14 protein-coding genes and 1 pseudogene are annotated in these 16230 nt (G+C 72.8%); 1 reads left to right on the top strand and 14 read right to left on the bottom strand.

The genetic code is table 11. The features are described from left to right. The 14 genes and pseudogenes from def to pyrR form a co-directional block, all read right to left on the bottom strand. Entirely contained in the window at positions 1 to 549 is a 549-nt protein-coding gene (gene def, locus AC3YNX_RS12060) for a peptide deformylase (protein ID WP_127783131.1), read from the bottom strand. A gap of 60 nt (positions 550 to 609) precedes the next feature. Then, positions 610 to 2586, bottom strand: coding sequence for a primosomal protein N' (locus AC3YNX_RS12055; protein WP_489995934.1), 1977 nt, complete (start codon positions 2584 to 2586; stop codon positions 610 to 612). A gap of 165 nt (positions 2587 to 2751) precedes the next feature. Beyond that, on the bottom strand, positions 2752 to 3966 hold the full coding sequence (metK, locus tag AC3YNX_RS12050) for a methionine adenosyltransferase (protein ID WP_127783133.1): 1215 nt from the start codon (positions 3964 to 3966) through the stop codon (positions 2752 to 2754). Positions 3967 to 4023: 57 nt separating this feature from the next. Next, a complete protein-coding gene (gene coaBC / locus AC3YNX_RS12045) occupies positions 4024 to 5280 on the bottom strand; it encodes a bifunctional phosphopantothenoylcysteine decarboxylase/phosphopantothenate--cysteine ligase CoaBC (protein ID WP_489995613.1) in 1257 nt (418 codons plus the stop codon). Then, the gene (gene rpoZ / locus AC3YNX_RS12040; protein ID WP_127783135.1) at positions 5277 to 5564 is read right to left on the bottom strand and encodes a DNA-directed RNA polymerase subunit omega; all 288 of its coding nucleotides are present in this window, start codon (positions 5562 to 5564) and stop codon (positions 5277 to 5279) included. The genes coaBC and rpoZ overlap by 4 nt, the downstream gene beginning before the upstream one ends. A gap of 110 nt (positions 5565 to 5674) precedes the next feature. Continuing rightward, positions 5675 to 6238, bottom strand: a pseudogene (gene gmk, locus AC3YNX_RS12035) (guanylate kinase); the annotation flags it as partial. An 8-nt stretch (positions 6239 to 6246) separates the two neighbouring features. Next, on the bottom strand, positions 6247 to 6564 hold the full coding sequence (gene mihF, locus AC3YNX_RS12030) for an integration host factor, actinobacterial type (protein ID WP_127783137.1): 318 nt from the start codon (positions 6562 to 6564) through the stop codon (positions 6247 to 6249). Positions 6565 to 6744: 180 nt separating this feature from the next. Then, positions 6745 to 7584, bottom strand: a complete 840-nt coding sequence (gene pyrF / locus AC3YNX_RS12025; RefSeq protein WP_489995612.1) for an orotidine-5'-phosphate decarboxylase — start codon at positions 7582 to 7584, stop codon at positions 6745 to 6747. Then, positions 7581 to 10913 (bottom strand): carbamoyl-phosphate synthase large subunit, encoded by a 3333-nt coding sequence (carB, locus tag AC3YNX_RS12020; protein ID WP_127783139.1) that lies wholly within the window; start codon positions 10911 to 10913, stop codon positions 7581 to 7583. The genes pyrF and carB overlap by 4 nt, the downstream gene beginning before the upstream one ends. Continuing rightward, positions 10913 to 12025 carry a glutamine-hydrolyzing carbamoyl-phosphate synthase small subunit gene (gene carA / locus AC3YNX_RS12015; RefSeq protein WP_127783140.1) on the bottom strand — a complete coding sequence of 371 codons (1113 nt, stop codon included), beginning with the start codon at positions 12023 to 12025 and terminating at the stop codon, positions 10913 to 10915. Before carA ends, carB begins: the two co-directional genes overlap by 1 nt. Next, the gene (locus AC3YNX_RS12010) at positions 12022 to 12546 is read right to left on the bottom strand and encodes a PH-like domain-containing protein (RefSeq protein ID WP_489995611.1); all 525 of its coding nucleotides are present in this window, start codon (positions 12544 to 12546) and stop codon (positions 12022 to 12024) included. The genes carA and AC3YNX_RS12010 overlap by 4 nt, the downstream gene beginning before the upstream one ends. Beyond that, complete coding sequence (locus AC3YNX_RS12005; RefSeq protein WP_489995610.1) at positions 12543 to 13859, bottom strand: dihydroorotase; 1317 nt, start codon at positions 13857 to 13859, stop codon at positions 12543 to 12545. The genes AC3YNX_RS12010 and AC3YNX_RS12005 overlap by 4 nt, the downstream gene beginning before the upstream one ends. Then, a complete protein-coding gene (locus AC3YNX_RS12000) occupies positions 13856 to 14842 on the bottom strand; it encodes an aspartate carbamoyltransferase catalytic subunit (RefSeq protein WP_489995609.1) in 987 nt (328 codons plus the stop codon). Before AC3YNX_RS12000 ends, AC3YNX_RS12005 begins: the two co-directional genes overlap by 4 nt. Next, positions 14839 to 15453 carry a bifunctional pyr operon transcriptional regulator/uracil phosphoribosyltransferase PyrR gene (gene pyrR, locus AC3YNX_RS11995; RefSeq protein ID WP_127783143.1) on the bottom strand — a complete coding sequence of 205 codons (615 nt, stop codon included), beginning with the start codon at positions 15451 to 15453 and terminating at the stop codon, positions 14839 to 14841. Before pyrR ends, AC3YNX_RS12000 begins: the two co-directional genes overlap by 4 nt. A 160-nt stretch (positions 15454 to 15613) precedes the next feature. On the opposite strand from pyrR, the gene AC3YNX_RS11990 reads away from it, so the two are divergent. After that, a complete protein-coding gene (locus AC3YNX_RS11990) occupies positions 15614 to 16084 on the top strand; it encodes a helix-turn-helix domain-containing protein (RefSeq protein ID WP_127783144.1) in 471 nt (156 codons plus the stop codon). The last annotated feature ends 146 nt before the right edge of the window (positions 16085 to 16230 follow it).

Raw genomic sequence — 16230 nt, 5'->3', positions numbered from 1 at the left:
TCAGCGCACCCCGCCGTGCAGGCCGAGCGGATTGAGCTTGACGGTGGGCTGCTGCTCGCCGAACCACGGGGCGCTGCGGATCTCCCGCATGGCGGCCTTGCGGGCCTCGGCGTCCAGCCGGTCCAGGAAGAGCACGCCGTCGAGGTGGTCCACCTCGTGCTGGATGGCCCGGGCGAGCAGGCCGCTGCCCTCGATCTCCACCGGGTCGCCGTGCATGTTCCACCCGCGGGCCACCACCTGCAGGGCGCGGCGGCAGTCGTAGCGCAGGCCGGGGATGGACAGGCAACCTTCGGGGCCGTCCTGCTCCTCCTCCCCCACCACGTCGAAGGTGGGGTTGACCAGGTGGCCGGCGAAGCCGTCACAGTCGTAGGTGAACACGCGCAGCCCCACGCCCAGCTGCGGAGCGGCGATGCCCGCGCCGCCGTGCTCGGTCATGGTGTCGGTGAGGTCCTGCACCAGGGCGCGCAGCTCGGCGTCGAAGTCCACCACCTCGTCCGCGCGGGTGCGCAGCACCGGGTCACCGAAGAGTCGGACAGGCACGACGGACACGCAGGAGCTCCTCAGCGACGGGGTTGGTAGGTCAATTCTAGGGGGCGGTGGCGGCCCGGCTCAGCCGATGCGGTGCGGGTCCACCTGCACCCGCACCGACTCGGCGTCCTTGCGGGCGCTGCGTGCGGCCTGCGCCGCCGACAGCGCCGCGGACAGCGCCTTGCCCTGCTCGCGGGGCACCCGCAGCAGCATCCGCTCCCCGCCGTCGTCGATGTCCACCGGGCCGAGCAGCTGGGTTCCCTCGGGCTGCTCCACCGCCTCCACCAGGGCGGCCACCGCCTTCGGGGGCCCCTCCACCGCGGCCAGGTGCACCGCCGGTGGGAAGCCCACCTCCGCGCGGGAGTGCAGCTCGGTGGCGGCGTGGCCGACCGGGTCCCAGCGGACCAGGGCCTGCACGGTGGGCAGCTCCGACTCCGCGCCCACCACCACCTGCCCGCCCTGGCCGATCGGGCGCACCAGGGCGGCGGCGGCCATCCAGCGGCGCAGGGTCTCCTCCGCGGCGCGCAGGTCGGCCCGGCCCAGCAGCGCCCAGCCGTCCAGCAGCAGGGCGGCGCCGTAGCCACCCGGCACCACCGGCTCCGCGCCCGGCGTGGCCACCACGACCGCGGGGCCACGGGGCACCTCGGTGAGCACCGACGACCCGCCGGAGGTGCGCACCGGCACCCCGGGGAACGCCCGACCGAGCTCCTCGGCGGTGCGCCCGGCGCCCACCACCCGCGCCCGCAGCGCCCGCGACCCGCAGGCCGCGCAGCGGAACGCGGCGTCAGCCACCCCGCACCAGCGGCACACCGGGGTGGCCGCGCCGTCCGGGCCGGCGGCGGCCGGCAGCGACAGCGGTCCTGCGCAGCGCCGGCACCGGGCGGGCTCCCGGCAGCGGGCACAGCCCAGCGAGGGCACGTAGCCGCGGCGGGGCACCTGCACCAGCACCGGGGCGTCGGCGGCCAGGGCGGCGCGGGCGGCGGCGAAGGCCACCGCGGGCAGCCGGGAGGCGCGGGCGCCGGGGTCGCGCTCGAGCTGGACGTCGGTGTCGGCCACGGCGGTGATGCGGGGGCTGCGCTCGCGGAGCACCTCGCGGGGGGCGAGCAGGTCGTGCGCCCAGCCGGTCTCCACCAGCAGCTGCCCCTCGGCGGTGCGGGAGAAGCCACCCAGCAGCACCCCGGCGTGGTCGGCGTGGGCCCGCAGCAGCGCCACCTCGCGGGCGTGCGGGTACGGCGCGCGCAGCTCGGCGTGAGTGTCGTCGCCGTCGTCCCACACCACCACCAGCCCGAGGTTGCGCAGCGGGGCGAACACCGCCGCGCGGGTGCCCACCACCACCCGTGCGGTGCCCCGCAGGGCGGCGAGCCAGCGCCGGTAGCGCGCCGACGGCCCCAGCGCGGCGGTCAGCTCCACCACGGTGTCGGCATCCAGGGCGCCCACGCACGCGGCGTGCACCCGGTCCACGTCGCCCTGGTCGGGCACGATCACCAGCGCCGTGCGGCCGGCGCTCACCGCCCAGGCCACCGCCTCGGCGATGCGGGCGGGCCAGTCCTCGCCGGGCAGCGCCTGCCACACCGCACGCGGGGAGCGCTCCTGGCCCAGCGCCACCAGGTAGCGCTCGCCGTGGGTGTAGGCGGCCCACGCGGGCGCCTCCGGCGGCGCCGGAGGGCAGCCCTGCACGGGCGGGGCGGCGTCGGTCTCCACCCGGGCGTGGCGGGCCGGGACGGCCAGGCGCAGCACGTCGGAGCGGGTGCCGGCGTAGCGGCCGGCCACGGTGCGGGCCAGCGCGGCGATCTCGGGGGTGAGCACCTGCTCCGGGGAGACCACCTTCTCCAGCCAGCCCAGCTTGCCGGTGTGCGCCGACGACGCGGCGCGCTCCAGGACGAAGCCGTCCACCAGGCGGCCGGCGAAGCGGACGCGCACGCGCACCCCGGGCTGGGCGTCGTCGGACTGGGCTGCGTCGACGAGGTAGTCGAAGTCACGGTCGAGGTGAGCCAGCGGCACCATCAGCGCCACGCGGGCGACGGGCAGCTCGGGGGCGGCCGTGTGCTCGCTCTTCACCCGCACAGGTCTACCCACCATGTCCGACAGTGCACCCGGCGGGGCAGCTCACGTCAGGGCCGGGGCGGCCTGCTTGGTAGCGGGTGCAGACGCCGGTGGCGGCTCTGGGTGGTACTTGCAGACCACCCAAGAGCCGCCACGGGAGCGTCGGTAGGAGCGTGTCGGTCAGAATCCCGCCAGTGCGCGCAGGGCGTCGGCGCGGTCGGTGCGCTCCCAGGGCAGGTCCACGTCGGTGCGGCCGAAGTGCCCGTAGGCCGCGGTGGGCGCGTAGATGGGACGCATCAGGTCCAGGTCACGGATGATCGCGCCCGGGCGCAGGTCGAACACCTCGGAGATGGCCTGCTGGATCTTGGCCGGGTCGCCGTTCTCGGTGCCGAAGGTCTCCACGAACAGGCCCACCGGCTTCGCCTTGCCGATGGCGTAAGCCACCTGCACCTCGATGCGCTGGGCCAGCCCGGCGGCGATGGCGTTCTTGGCCACCCAGCGCATGGCGTAGGCCGCCGAGCGGTCCACCTTGGACGGGTCCTTGCCGGAGAAGGCACCACCACCGTGGCGGGCCATGCCGCCGTAGGTGTCCACGATGATCTTGCGGCCGGTCAGGCCGGCGTCACCCATGGGGCCACCGAGCACGAAGCGACCGGTGGGGTTGACCAGCAGCCGGTAGGAGGAGGTGTCCAGGCCGGGCAGGTCCATCTCGGCCACCACGGCCTCGACCACCTTCTCCTGCACGTCCGGGGTGAGCAGTCCCTCGATGCTCACGTCCGCGGCGTGCTGGGTGGACAGCACCACGGTGTCCAGGCGGACGGGCTGGTCACCGGCGTACTCGATGGTCACCTGGGTCTTGCCGTCCGGGCGCAGGTAGGGCAGCAGGCCCTCCTTGCGCACCTCGGTGAGCCGACGTGCCAGCCGGTGCGCCATGGCGATCGGCAGCGGCATCAGCTCGGGGGTGTCCTGGCAGGCGTAGCCGAACATCAGGCCCTGGTCGCCGGCGCCCTGGCGGTCGATCTCGTCCTCGGCGTCGCCCTCCACCCGCGCCTCGTAGGCGGTGTCCACGCCCTGGGCGATCTCCGGGCTCTGCTGGCCGATGGAGATGCTCACCCCGCAGGACTCGCCGTCGAAGCCCTTGGTGGAGGAGTCGTAGCCGATGTCCAGGATGCGGTTGCGCACGATGTCGGCGATCGGCACGTAGGAGTTGGTGGTCACCTCGCCGGCGACGTGCACCTGACCGGTGGTCACCATCGTCTCCACGGCCACCCGGCTGCGGGGGTCCTCAGCCAGCATCGCGTCCAGGATCGAGTCACTGATGGCGTCACAGATCTTGTCTGGGTGCCCCTCGGTGACTGACTCGCTGGTGAACAGACGGCGGCCGGACTGGGTCACGAGGTGTCCTCTCGGGGGTTGGTCAGCAACTCGGGGGGCGAGCCTAGCCGGGGTGGGTCAGGCCGGCTTGAGCAAGTCGGCCACGACGTCGAGGACTCGGCTGGCCAGCAACGCCTTCGACCCCGGCTCCAGCACCCGCTCGGTGCCGTCGGAGGCCAGCAGCCACCCGTCGTTGCTGTCCACCTCGAACGCCTTGCCGTCGCCGACGGCGTTGACCACGAGCAGGTCACAGCCCTTGCGCCCGAGCTTGGCCCTGGCGTGGTGCAGCACGTCGCCGTGCGCGTCACCGGTCTCCGCGGCGAAGCCGACGATGACCTGCTCGCGCGGCACCCGGCCCTCCTCACGGGCCTGCACCAGCTCGCGCAGGATGTCGGCGTTGCGGGTCAGCGCGATGGTGTCGGGCTCGTCGGCGCCCTTCTTGATCTTGCTGGTGGCCACGGTGGTGGGCCGGAAGTCGGCGACGGCCGCAGCCATCACCACCACGTCGGCGTCGGCGGAGCTGGCGTGCATCGCCGCGCGCATCTGCTCGGCGGTCACCACGTCCACCACCTGCACCGCGGCGGGAGCGACCAGCCCGGCGGTGTTGCCGGCCACCAGGGTGACGCGGGCCCCGCGCTGCACGGCGAGCCGGGCGAGGGCGTAGCCCTGCTTGCCCGAGCTGCGGTTGCCGAGGAAGCGCACAGGGTCCAGCGGCTCGCGGGTGCCCCCGGCGGAGACCACCACGTGGCGGCCGGTGAGGTCACGGGGCAGGGCGTCGCCGCGCTCCAGCAGCAGCGCGGCCACCGCGGCGATCTCGGCGGCCTCGGGCATCCGGCCGGCACCGGTGTCGGCACCGGTCAGGCGACCGGAGGCGGGCTCCAGCACCACCACGCCGCGGGAGCGCAGCAGCGCCACGTTGTGCACGGTGGCGGGGTGCTCCCACATCTCGGTGTGCATGGCCGGGGCCAGCAGGACCGGACAGCGCGCGGTGAGCAGGGTCGCGGTCAGCAGGTCGTCCGCCCGGCCGTGGGCCAGCCGCGCCATCAGGTCGGCGGTGGCGGGCGCGACCACCACCAGCTCGGCCTCCTGGCCCAGCCGCACGTGCGGCACCTCCGGGACGTCGGTGAACACCCCGGTGCGCACCGGCTGGCCGGACAGCGCCTCGAAGGTGGCCGCACCGACGAACTGCAGCGCGGCCTCGGTCGGGATCACCCGGACCCGGTTGCCGCTCTCGGTGAGCCGACGCAGCAGCTCGCAGGCCTTGTAGGCCGCAATACCCCCGCCGACGCCGAGCACCACTGCTGGGCGGTCGGCGGGCGTGCGGCTGTCGCTCACTCGCCTTCGGTGTGCTCGAGCAGGTCGGCGTGGATCTCGCGCATGGCGATGGAGAGCGGCTTCTCCTGCGCGCCGGGCTCCACCAGCGGGCCGACGTACTCCAGCATCCCGTCACCGAGCTGGGAGTAGTAGTCGTTGATCTGGCGAGCCCGCTTGGCCGCGTAGATCACCAGCGCGTACTTCGACGAGGTGCGGGCGAGCAGCTCGTCGATGGGCGGGTTGGTGATTCCCAGGGGCGTGTCGTACGCCGGTGCGGGGCTGGACTCGGTCTGGGGGTTGCTCACTCAATGGCTCCTGGGCTTGTGTCGTGGGGTGGAGCTGGTCGGACCTGTTCGGGCCGGTCCGGGTGCTGGTCGAGGTCGTTCTCGGCTCGCGCGTCATCCTGACCGGAAGGGCCGACCAACAAGGATACCAACTCCGCCGCAGCGTGCTGGACGTTGTCGTTGACGACGACGTGATCGAACTCGCCCTGGGCGGCCAGCTCCTCGCGGGCGGTCTCCAGGCGGCGGGCGATCACGTCCTCGGGCTCGGTGCCGCGGCCGGTGAGCCGGCCCACCAGCACCTCCCAGCTGGGGGGCGCCAGGAAGACCAGGACGGCCTCGGGCATGGACTCCCGGATGGCGCGGGCGCCGGCGAGGTCCACCTCCACCAGCGCGGGCCTGCCGTGCTCCAGGGCCTCGCGAACCGGTGCTGCCGGGGTGCCGGAGCGGTGCAGGCCGCGGTGGATCTCCGCCCACTCGAGCAGGTCGCCGTCGGCCACCATGCGGTCGAACTCCGCCGGCGACACGAAGCGGTAGTCGCGCCCGTCAACCTCGCCAGGGCGGGGAGCCCGGGTGGTCGCCGAGACGCTGAAGAAGAGGTCAGGGACGTCGGCACGCAGCAGCCGGACGACGCTGGTCTTGCCCACGGCAGAGGGGCCGGCCAGTACCACCAGCCGGCCCCTCGCCGAGTCAGCCACGATCGCGCTCAGGCCTGGTCGAACTTCGCGAGCAGCGCCTTGCGCTGCCGGTCACCCAGACCGCGCAGGCGGCGGGTGGGGGCGATGTCCAGCTCGGTCATGAGCTCGGCAGCCTTGACCTTGCCCACCTTGGGCAGGGCCTCCAGCAGTGCGGAGACCTTCATCTTGCCCAGGATCTCGTTCTCGTCGGCGTCCTGGAGGACCTGCTTGAGGTCGGTGCCACCTCGCTTGAGGCGCTCCTTGAGCTCAGCCCGGACGCGGCGGGCCACAGCTGCCTTCTCCAAAGCAGCCGCTCGCTGCTCATCCGTCAGCTGGGGAAGGGCCACGGGTTCCTCCGTCTTGTGTTTGTTCTCGGGAAGCTGCTGGTGTGCCAGCAGCAGCGACGACCGTACCGACGTCGCCACACTTGTTCTTACCCGCCCCCGCGACAAGGACTCCCCGGTCACGCTGTAGAGGCGGTTACGCAGCGTGTCTTTCTGCCACCACTCTCGGTAGTGGCAGCCGCGTCAGGAAGGCAGCGCGGCGGCTACCTCGTCGCGGGTCCTGGCGGCGGCGCCGCGCAGGGCTGCGACGTCCGGCCCGCGCCCCAGGACGTCCCGAGAAGTGCTGGGCAGCACCAGCTCTGCGACGCCGGCGAAGATCGCCGCCAGGTCTGCCGCAGTGGCCCCCTGGGCACCCAGGCCCGGCGCCAGCACCGGCCCGTTCAGCCCGCCCAGCGCCAGCCCGTGGTCCCGGGTGGCCCCCACGACCACCCCCACCGAGCCCGGTGCGCTCCCCGCGTTGCGTGCCGCCGCGGCGTCCACCACGTGCTGCGCCACGGTGCCACCGTCGGGTGCGGTGGCCAGCTGCACCGGCGCACCCTCCGGGTTGGAGGTCCGCGCGAGCACGAACACGCCCCGTCCGGTGGCCTCGGCCAGCTGCAGGGCCGGCTCCAGCGAGCCGGTGCCCAGGTAGGGCGAGAGCGTCACCGCGTCGGCCGCCAGCGACGAGCCCTCCCCCAGGTAGGCCCGGGCGTAGGCGGCCATGGTGGAGCCGATGTCACCCCGCTTGACGTCGAGCAGCACCAGTGCCCCGGCGGCGTGGGCGGCCGCGATGGTGTCCTCCAGCACCCGCACCCCCGCGGAGCCGTGCGCCTCGAAGAAGGCCACCTGTGGCTTGAGCACGGCCACCTCGCCCGCCAGCGCCCGCACGCAGGTGTCGGCGAAGCGGGCCAGGCCCAGGGCGTTGTCGTCCAGCCCCCAGGCCTGCAGCAGGGCCGGGTGCGGGTCGATGCCCACGCAGAGCCGGCCCCGCTGGGCCACGGCCTCAGCCAGCCGGTGGCCGAACGGGAGCCGGACTGCGCTCACCGGCCGGCCCGCAGCGCCTTGTGCAGGTCCTGCAGAGGTCGCACCCCGATGTCGCCGCGGATGACGGCCTCCACGCCCTGCACGGCGGCCGCAGCGCCCTGCACGGTGGTGATGCACGGGATGCCCATCTTCACCGCGGCGCTGCGAATCTCGTAGCCGTCCACCCGGGGCCCGGAGTTGCCGTAGGGGGTGTTGACCACCATGTCCACCTCGCCGGCCAGGATCCGGGTGACGATGGTCGGCCCGTCCAGCTGCTTGCCGTTCTCGGTGTGCTTGCGCACCTCGGTGCAGAGGATGCCATTGCGACGCAGCATCTCGGCGGTGCCCTCGGTGGCCAGCACCTCGAAGCCCAGGTCGGCCAGGCGCTTGACCGGGAACACCATGGACCGCTTGTCCCGGTTGGCCACCGAGACGAACACGGTGCCCGCGACCGGCAGCGAGCCGTAGGCGGCGGCCTGGCTCTTGGCGAACGCGCGACCGAAGTCGACGTCGATGCCCATCACCTCGCCGGTGGACTTCATCTCCGGGCTGAGCAGGTTGTCGATGCCGCTGCCGTCGGGGTTGCGGAACCGGTTGAACGGCAGCACCGCCTCCTTCACCGACACCGGGGCGTCCATCGGCACCGAGCCGCCGTCGCCGGTCTGCGGCAGCATGCCCTCGTCGCGAAGCTCGGCGATGGTGGCGCCCATCATGATCCGCGCCGCGGCCTTGGCCAGCTGCACCGCAGTCGCCTTGGAGACGAAGGGCACGGTGCGGCTGGCCCGCGGGTTGGCCTCCAGCACGTAGAGCGTGTCGTCCTTGAGCGCGTACTGCACGTTCATCAGCCCGCGCACCCCGATGCCGTGGGCCAGCGCCTCGGTGGAGCGCCGCACGGCATCCACGTCGGTGCGGCCCAGGGTGATCGGCGGCAGCGCACAGGCGGAGTCACCGGAGTGGATGCCGGCCTCCTCGATGTGCTCCATCACGCCGGCGAGGTACACCTCGGTGCCGTCGCACAGCGCGTCCACGTCGATCTCGATGGCGTCGTCCAGGAAGCGGTCGACCAGCACCGGGTGCTCCGGGGTGATCTCGGTGGCGCGGGAGATGTAGTCCGACAGCGCCGCCTCGTCGTAGACGATCTCCATGCCGCGCCCACCGAGCACGTAGGAGGGGCGCACCAGCACCGGGTAGCCGATCTCGTCGGCGATCTTCTTGGCCTGCACGAAGCTGGTGGCGGTGCCGTACTTGGGCGCGGGCAGCCCGGCCCGGGTCAGCACCTCGCCGAACTCACCGCGGTCCTCGGCCAGGTCGATGGCGGCGGCGCTGGTGCCCACCACCGGGACGCCGGCCTGGGTGAGCCGCTCGGCCAGGCTCAGCGGCGTCTGGCCACCGAGCTGGACGATGACGCCGGCGACCGTGCCGGAGAGCTGCTCGGCGTGGAACACCTCCATGACGTCCTCGAAGGTGAGCGGCTCGAAGTACAGCCGGTCGGCGGTGTCGTAGTCGGTGGAGACGGTCTCCGGGTTGCAGTTGACCATCACCGTCTCGTACCCGGCGGCCGACAGCGCCTGTGCGGCGTGCACGCAGGAGTAGTCGAACTCGATGCCCTGGCCGATGCGGTTGGGCCCGGAGCCCAGGATGAGCACCTTCTCCCGCTCGGTCTGCGGCTCCACCTCGCTCTCCGCGAAGGGGTCGGACTCGTAGGCGCTGTAGTGGTACGGCGTGGAGGCGCGGAACTCGGCGGCGCAGGTGTCCACCGTCTTGTACACCGGCCGGATGCCCATCCGGTGGCGCAGGGTGCGCACGCCGTCCTCGCCGGCCAGCTCCGGGCGCAGGGCGGCGAGCTGGCGGTCGGAGAGCCCGGACCGCTTGGCCTTGCGCAGCAGGGTGGCGTCCAGCACCTCCGCCTCCAGCAGCTCCGCGCGCAGCTCGACCAGGCCCAGCACCTCGTCCACGAACCACGGGTCGATGCCGGAGGCCGCGGCGACCTCGGCCACCGTGCCGCCCTGGCGCAGCGCCAGCTCCACGTCGTAGATGCGCCCCTCGGTGGGGGTGCGCAGCCGGGTGAGGGTGCTCTCCAGGTCGGCCTCGGCCGGGTCCGGCCCGGTCCAGAAGCTGTGCCGCTTGGTCTCCAGCGAGCGCAGCACCTTGCCCAGCGCCTCGGAGAAGTTGCGGCCGATGCTCATGGCCTCGCCCACGGACTTCATGGTCGTGGTCAGCGTGGGGTCGGCGCCGGGGAACTTCTCGAACGCGAACCGCGGCGCCTTGACCACCACGTAGTCCAGGGTGGGCTCGAAGCTCGCCGGGGTCTCGCCGGTGATGTCGTTGACGATCTCGTCCAGGGTGTAGCCGATGGCCAGCTTGGCGGCGATCTTGGCGATGGGGAAGCCGGTGGCCTTGGACGCCAGGGCGCTGGAGCGCGAGACCCGTGGGTTCATCTCGATGACCACGAGGCGGCCGTCGGCGGGGTCGACGGCGAACTGGATGTTGCAGCCGCCGGTGTCCACGCCGACCTCGCGCAGGATGGCGATGCCCAGGTCGCGCATCTTCTGGTACTCGCGGTCGGTGAGGGTCATCGCCGGCGCCACGGTGACGGAGTCACCGGTGTGCACGCCCATCGGGTCGACGTTCTCGATGGAGCAGACGATCACCACGTTGTCGCGGCTGTCGCGCATCAGCTCCAGCTCGAACTCCTTCCACCCGAGGATGGACTCCTCGATGAGGACGTTGGCCGTGGGCGAGGCGGCGAGCCCGCCGCCGGCGATGCGCTCGAGGTCCTCGGTGGTGTAGGCCATGCCGGAGCCGAGCCCACCCATGGTGAAGCTGGGGCGCACGACCACCGGCAGACCGAGCTCGGCGACGGTCTCGTGGACCTCCGCCATGGTGTGGCACACCGCGGAGCGGGCCGACTCGCCGCCCACCTTGGCCACGATGTCCTTGAACTTCTGCCGGTCCTCACCCCGCTGGATGGCCTCGATGTCGGCGCCGATGAGCTCCACGTCGTACTTCTCCAGCACGCCGGCGAAGTGCAGGTCCATCGCGCAGTTCAGCGCGGTCTGCCCACCCAGGGTGGCCAGCACGGCGTCGATCGGCGTGCCCTTGGCCTGCTCCGCCGCGATCACCTTCTCCACGAACTCCGCGGTGATCGGCTCGACGTAGGTGGCGTCGGCGTACTCCGGGTCGGTCATGATCGTCGCGGGGTTGGAGTTGACCAGGCTGACCCGGATGCCCTCCTCGCGCAGCACGCGGCAGGCCTGGGTGCCGGAGTAGTCGAACTCGCAGGCCTGCCCGATGACGATGGGGCCGGAGCCGATGACGAGAACGTGGTCGAGATCTGTGCGCCGCGGCATCAGTGCGCGCCTTCCATGAGGTCGGTGAAGCGGTCGAAGAGGTAGGCGGCGTCGTGTGGGCCGGCGGCCGCCTCGGGGTGGTACTGCACCGAGAAGGCGGGGCCGTCGAGCAGAGCGACGCCCTCCACGGTGTCGTCGTTGGGGCAGGTGTGGCTGATCACGGCGCGGCCGTAGGGAGTGTCGAACTCCTCCCCCGCCTCCCCCGCCAGGGCGAAGCCGTGGTTCTGCGCGGTGATGGCCACCCGGCCGGTGGCGTGCTCCACGACCGGGATGTTCATCCCGCGGTGGCCGTAGCGCATCTTGTAGGTGTCCCGGCCCAGCGCGCGGCCGAGGATCTGGTTGCCGAAGCAGATGCCGAACAGCGGCACCTCGCGCTCCAGGACCTTCTGCGTCAGGGCCACCACGTCGTCGGCGGTGGCCGGGTCGCCGGGCCCGTTGGAGAGGAACACCCCGTCCGGGCTGACGGCGAGGATGTCCTCCAGCGTCGCGGTGCTGGGCAGCACGTGCACCTCCACGCCGCGCGCAGCGAGCATCCGCGGGGTGTTGGACTTGATGCCCAGGTCGAGCGCGGCGACGGTGAAGCGCTTGTCGCCCTGTGCGGAGACCACGTAGGGCTCGGCGGTGGTCACCTCGCCGGCGAGGTCAGCTCCCACCATGCTGGGCTGCTCGCGCACCTGGTCGACCAGCGCGTCGTGATCGGCCAGCGCGTCGCCGGAGAAGATCCCGGCCCGCATGGCACCGCGCTCGCGCAGGTGGCGCACCACCGCGCGGGTGTCGATGCCGGCGATGCCCACCACGCCCTGCTTGACCAGCTCCTCGGGCAGGGTGCGGTTGGCGCGCCAGCTGGACGAGGTGCGGGAGGGGTCGCGCACCGCGTAGCCGGCCACCCAGATGCGCGTGGCCTCGTCGTCCTCGTCGTTCCAGCCGGTGTTGCCGATCTGCGGCGCGGTGGCCACCACGATCTGGCGGTGGTAGCTGGGGTCGGTGAGCGTCTCCTGGTAGCCGGTCATCCCGGTGGAGAAGACCGCTTCACCAAAAGTGGCGCCCGTGGCGCCGAACGCCTCGCCCCGGAAGGTCCGGCCGTCCTCGAGCACCAGCACTGCCTCGCTCACGCGATGTCTCCATTCTTGTCCTTATCCGAACCCGAGCTGGCCTCGTGGGCCAGGGCGTGCAGCCACTCGGGGTAAGTCGTCTTGTCGTCGGCGCGAAACCCGCTGTCGACCTCTTCTGACGCCACCCACCAGCGCAGCACCAGCAGGCCGTCCCTGGTCATCACCTTGCCGGCGAGCTTGTTGTCCGTGCGCACCTCGACCAGGGCGTTGCGGGGCACCCACAGGTCGCTGCAGCCCTGGCGGGCGAGCAGCACGCCGGCCTCGTGCAGGCTCAGCTCGGCGGTGGCGCGGTGGCCGATGTCGCCCACCGTCACCCGGTCCTGCCAGTTCCCCGCCATGGTGGTGCCGATGTAGAAGCCGGTGGTGGGGCCCAGCAGGGCCGGACCCACCTCCGCCGGCGGCGCCGGCCAGCCACGCAGCCCCTCGGCCTGGCGCTGGGCACGCCTGGTCCAGCCTCGGTACATGGCCCACACCGCCAGCACCAGCACGGCGATGGTCAGCAGGGTCAGCAGAATTCTCACGCGGCACGGACCTTTCCCTCGTGCGCGGTGACCCGTCCGCGCAGCACTGTGGTAACGATCTTCCCAGGCAGGGTCATTCCCTCGTACGGGGTGTTCCCCGCGATGCTGGCCAGCTCAGCGCCGCGCACCGTCCACTCCGCCTCGGGATCGACCAGCACCAAGGTGGCGGGCTCACCCACCTCCAGCGGCCGGCCCTGGTCGCCCAGCCCGGCGATCTCGGCGGGACGCTCGCTCATCACCCGGGCGACGCCGCGCCAGTCCAGCAGGCCGGTGCGCACCATGGTGAGCACCACCACCGACAGCGCGGTCTGCAGACCCAGCATGCCCGGGCGGGCGGCGGAGAACTCGCAGTCCTTGTCCTGCGGGGCGTGCGGGGCGTGGTCGGTGGCCACGCAGTCGATAGTGCCGTCGGCCAGCGCGTGCCGCAGCGCCGCGAGGTCGGCCGGCTCGCGCAGCGGCGGGTTCACCTTGTTCACCGGGTCGTAGGTCGCCAGCCGGGAGTCGTCCAGCAGCAGGTGGTGCGGGGTGACCTCGGCGCTGACCCGGATGCCGGAGTCCTTGGCCCAGCGCAGGATGCTGGCCGTGCCCTCGGTGGAGACGTGGCACACGTGCAGCCGGGCACCGGCGTCCCGGGCCAGCAGGCAGTCCCGGGCCACGATGGACTCCTCCGCGGCGCGGGGCCAGCCGGCCAGGCCCAGCCGAGCGGCGGTGGGGCCCTCGTGGGCCTGCGCGCCGCCTGGCGTGCCGAAGCCGGTCAGCCGCGGCTCCTCGGCGTGCTGGGCCACGAGCACGTCCAGCGAGCTGGAGTACTCCAGGGCGCGACGCATCACCAGCGGGTCGGACACGCAGTGGCCGTCGTCGGAGAACACCAGCACCCCCGCGGCGGCCATGGTGCCCAGCTCGGCGAGCTGCTCCCCGCGCAGGCCCGCGGTGACCGCACCCACCGGGTGCACGTCCACCAGCCCGGCGCGGCGGCCGAGGGTGCGGACGTGCTCGGTGACCACCACCGAGTCGGCGACCGGGTCGGTGTTGGCCATCGCGAACACTGCGGTGAACCCCCCGAGGGCGGCCGCCGCGGAGCCGGTGGCGATGGTCTCGGTGTCCTCCCGGCCGGGCTCGCGCAGGTGCGTGTGCAGGTCCACCAGCCCGGGCAGCACCACCAGGCCGGCGCCGTCGATCACCTCGACGTCGTCGGCCTCGGTGAGCGTCGCGGCCAGGCCGCTGCCCATCTCGGCGATGACGCCGTCGCGCAGCAGCAGGTCGGTGGGCGCACCCTCCGCGTAGGGCCGCGCTCCCGTGATGAGCACGCTCATTCGTTGACTCCCTGGTCTGATCCGGTGCGGCTGTCGCCGGCGAGCAGCTGGTAGAGCACCGCCATGCGCACGTGGACGCCGTTGCGCACCTGGTTCAGCACGGCGGCACGCGGTGAGTCGGCCACCGACGAGGGGATCTCCATGCCGCGGTTCATCGGGCCGGGGTGCAGCACCACGGCGTGCTCGGCCAGCAGCGCCGCCCGGCGCTCGGAGAGGCCGTAGCGCACCGCGTACTCCCGGGTAGAGGGCAGGTACCCGCCCTGCATGCGCTCGGCCTGCACCCGCAGCATGAGGACCGCGTCGGCCGCGGGCAGCTCGGCATCGAGGTGGTGCGACACCGTCACCGCGGCGTCGGGCCCGCCCCAGTGCGCCACCCCGGGGGGCAGCAGCGTCGGCGGAGCGACCACCACCACCTCCGCGCCCAGCGTGCTGAGCAGGCTGACGTTGCTGCGAGCCACCCGGCTGTGCAGCACGTCGCCGACGATGGCGACGCGCCGCCCGGCCAGCCCGCCGAGGCGCTGGCGCAGGGTGAGGGCGTCCAGCAGCGCCTGGGTGGGGTGCTCGTGGGTGCCGTCGCCGGCGTTGACCACGGCGGGGCCCGCGGCGTCGGGCCCGGCACCGTCGGCGGTCCAGGCCGCGATGCGGTGCGCGGCGCCGGAGGCGGAGTGGCGCACCACCAGGCAGTCGGCACCGGCCGCGCGCAGGGTGAGCGCGGTGTCGCGCAGCGACTCACCCTTGGAGGCCGAGGAGCCCTTGGCGCTGACGTTGACCACGTCCGCGCTCATCCACTTGCCGGCCACCTCGAAGGACACCCGGGTGCGGGTGGAGTCCTCGAAGAAGACCGTCATCACGGTGCGCCCGCGCAGGGTGGGCAGCTTGCGGACCTCCCGACCCAGCAGCGCCTGCTCGAAGGCCTCGGCGTCGTCGAGGAGGGCAGTGGCGGCATCGGCGGAGAGGTCGGCTGCGGAGAGCAGGTGCCTCATGCGCCGGCCACCGCGCCTCCGCCTGGCGTGCGCAGCAGCACGGCGTCCCGGCCGTCGTGCTCGGTGAGCAGCACCGCCACTCCCTCGCTGCGGGAGGTGGGCACGTTCTTGCCCACGTAGTCCGCCCGCACGGGCAGCTCCCGGTGGCCGCGGTCCACCAGGACCGCCAGCTGGACGGCCCGGGGACGACCCAGGTCACGCAGCGCGTCCAGGGCGGCGCGCACGGTGCGGCCGGAGAACAGCACGTCGTCCACCAGGACCACCAGCGCGTCGTCCACGCCGCCGGGCGGGACGGAGGTCTCCCCCAGTGCACGGGAGGGCTGACGACGCAGGTCGTCGCGGTAGAGGGTGGTGTCCAGGGTCCCCAGGTCGGGGCGGATCCCGGAGAACTCGGCCACCCGGTCGGCGAGGCGCGCGGCGAGGGTGCCGCCACGGGTGGGGATGCCGAGGAGCACGACGCGTGGTGCGTCCGGTGCATCCAGAGCAGTCTTCTCGATCAGCTGGTGGGCGATGCGGGCCACGGTGCGCGCGACGTCGGCGGAGCTGAGCAGCTCACGCTCGATGACGTCGGTACGCCCCTGCGATCCGTTCGCCCCGGGTGCCTGTGGCATCCAGGACCTCCTTGCCTGCCTCACTGGACAGGTTGTTAAAGGATGTCGAACATTTCTCCGTAGGTTACCAGTCGCCTCCAATCAGTTAGATTGATGCCAGCCGCATCGAGTGACGTCGCGCTGACGGCCCGTGCGGGGACTCATGCTAGGAGGGGGAGAGATGGCCGAGTACGCGAAAGCCCTGGGGGCGCGTCTTCGTGATGTTCGCCAGCGGGAGGGCTTGTCCCTCCAGCGGGTGGAGGAGAAGTCGCGGGGCCGCTGGAAGGCGGTCGTCGTCGGCTCCTACGAGCGCGGTGACCGTGCGGTCACCGTGAACAAGCTGGCCGAGCTGGCCCGCTTCTACGGCGTGCCGATGAGCGAGCTGCTCCCGCCGGACGACTTCGGTGCCGCTGACGGCGTCGCGGCGCCCATCGTGCTCAACCTCGAGCGCCTGCACGAGGTTCCGGAGAGCGACACCGAGGTGCTCTCCCGCTACATCGCCGACATCGCCCAGCGTCGGGGGGCGCACGAGACGTTGTTGCAGATCCGTTCGGCCGACCTCGACGCGCTCGCCGAGCTGTACACGATCCCCACCGACGAGCTGGTCGGCCGGCTCGTCTCGTGGGGCGTGCTGGCACCAGGCGTCGCCTGACCTGCTGATCGGTCCGAGGCGGGCTCCCAGCGCTGCTGGGAGCCCGGCCCTCGGAGCACACCGCAGCAGGTCAGTCCCGCGGTGAGTCGTCCCGCTCCGAGCTGAGCTCTGCGCTCGCCGGCTCGGTACCTTCTGTCGCCGCCGGC

It is taken from the genome of Rhodococcus sp. Z13_19A (assembly GCF_058133575.1).
Note: the sequence above shows the minus strand (reverse complement) of the source record. Positions and strands in the feature narration are given on the sequence as shown.

What these genes read in the sequence shown, in the direction of transcription:
- pyrR (WP_127783143.1), bottom strand. Translation starts at nt 15,453, where the DNA reads ATGCCACAGGCACCCGGGGCGAACGGATCGCAGGGGCGTACCGACGTC.
- AC3YNX_RS12000 (WP_489995609.1), bottom strand. Translation starts at nt 14,842, where the DNA reads ATGAGGCACCTGCTCTCCGCAGCCGACCTCTCCGCCGATGCCGCCACT.
- AC3YNX_RS12005 (WP_489995610.1), bottom strand. Translation starts at nt 13,859, where the DNA reads ATGAGCGTGCTCATCACGGGAGCGCGGCCCTACGCGGAGGGTGCGCCC.
- carB (WP_127783139.1), bottom strand. Translation starts at nt 10,913, where the DNA reads ATGCCGCGGCGCACAGATCTCGACCACGTTCTCGTCATCGGCTCCGGC.
- AC3YNX_RS11990 (WP_127783144.1), top strand. Translation starts at nt 15,614, where the DNA reads ATGGCCGAGTACGCGAAAGCCCTGGGGGCGCGTCTTCGTGATGTTCGC.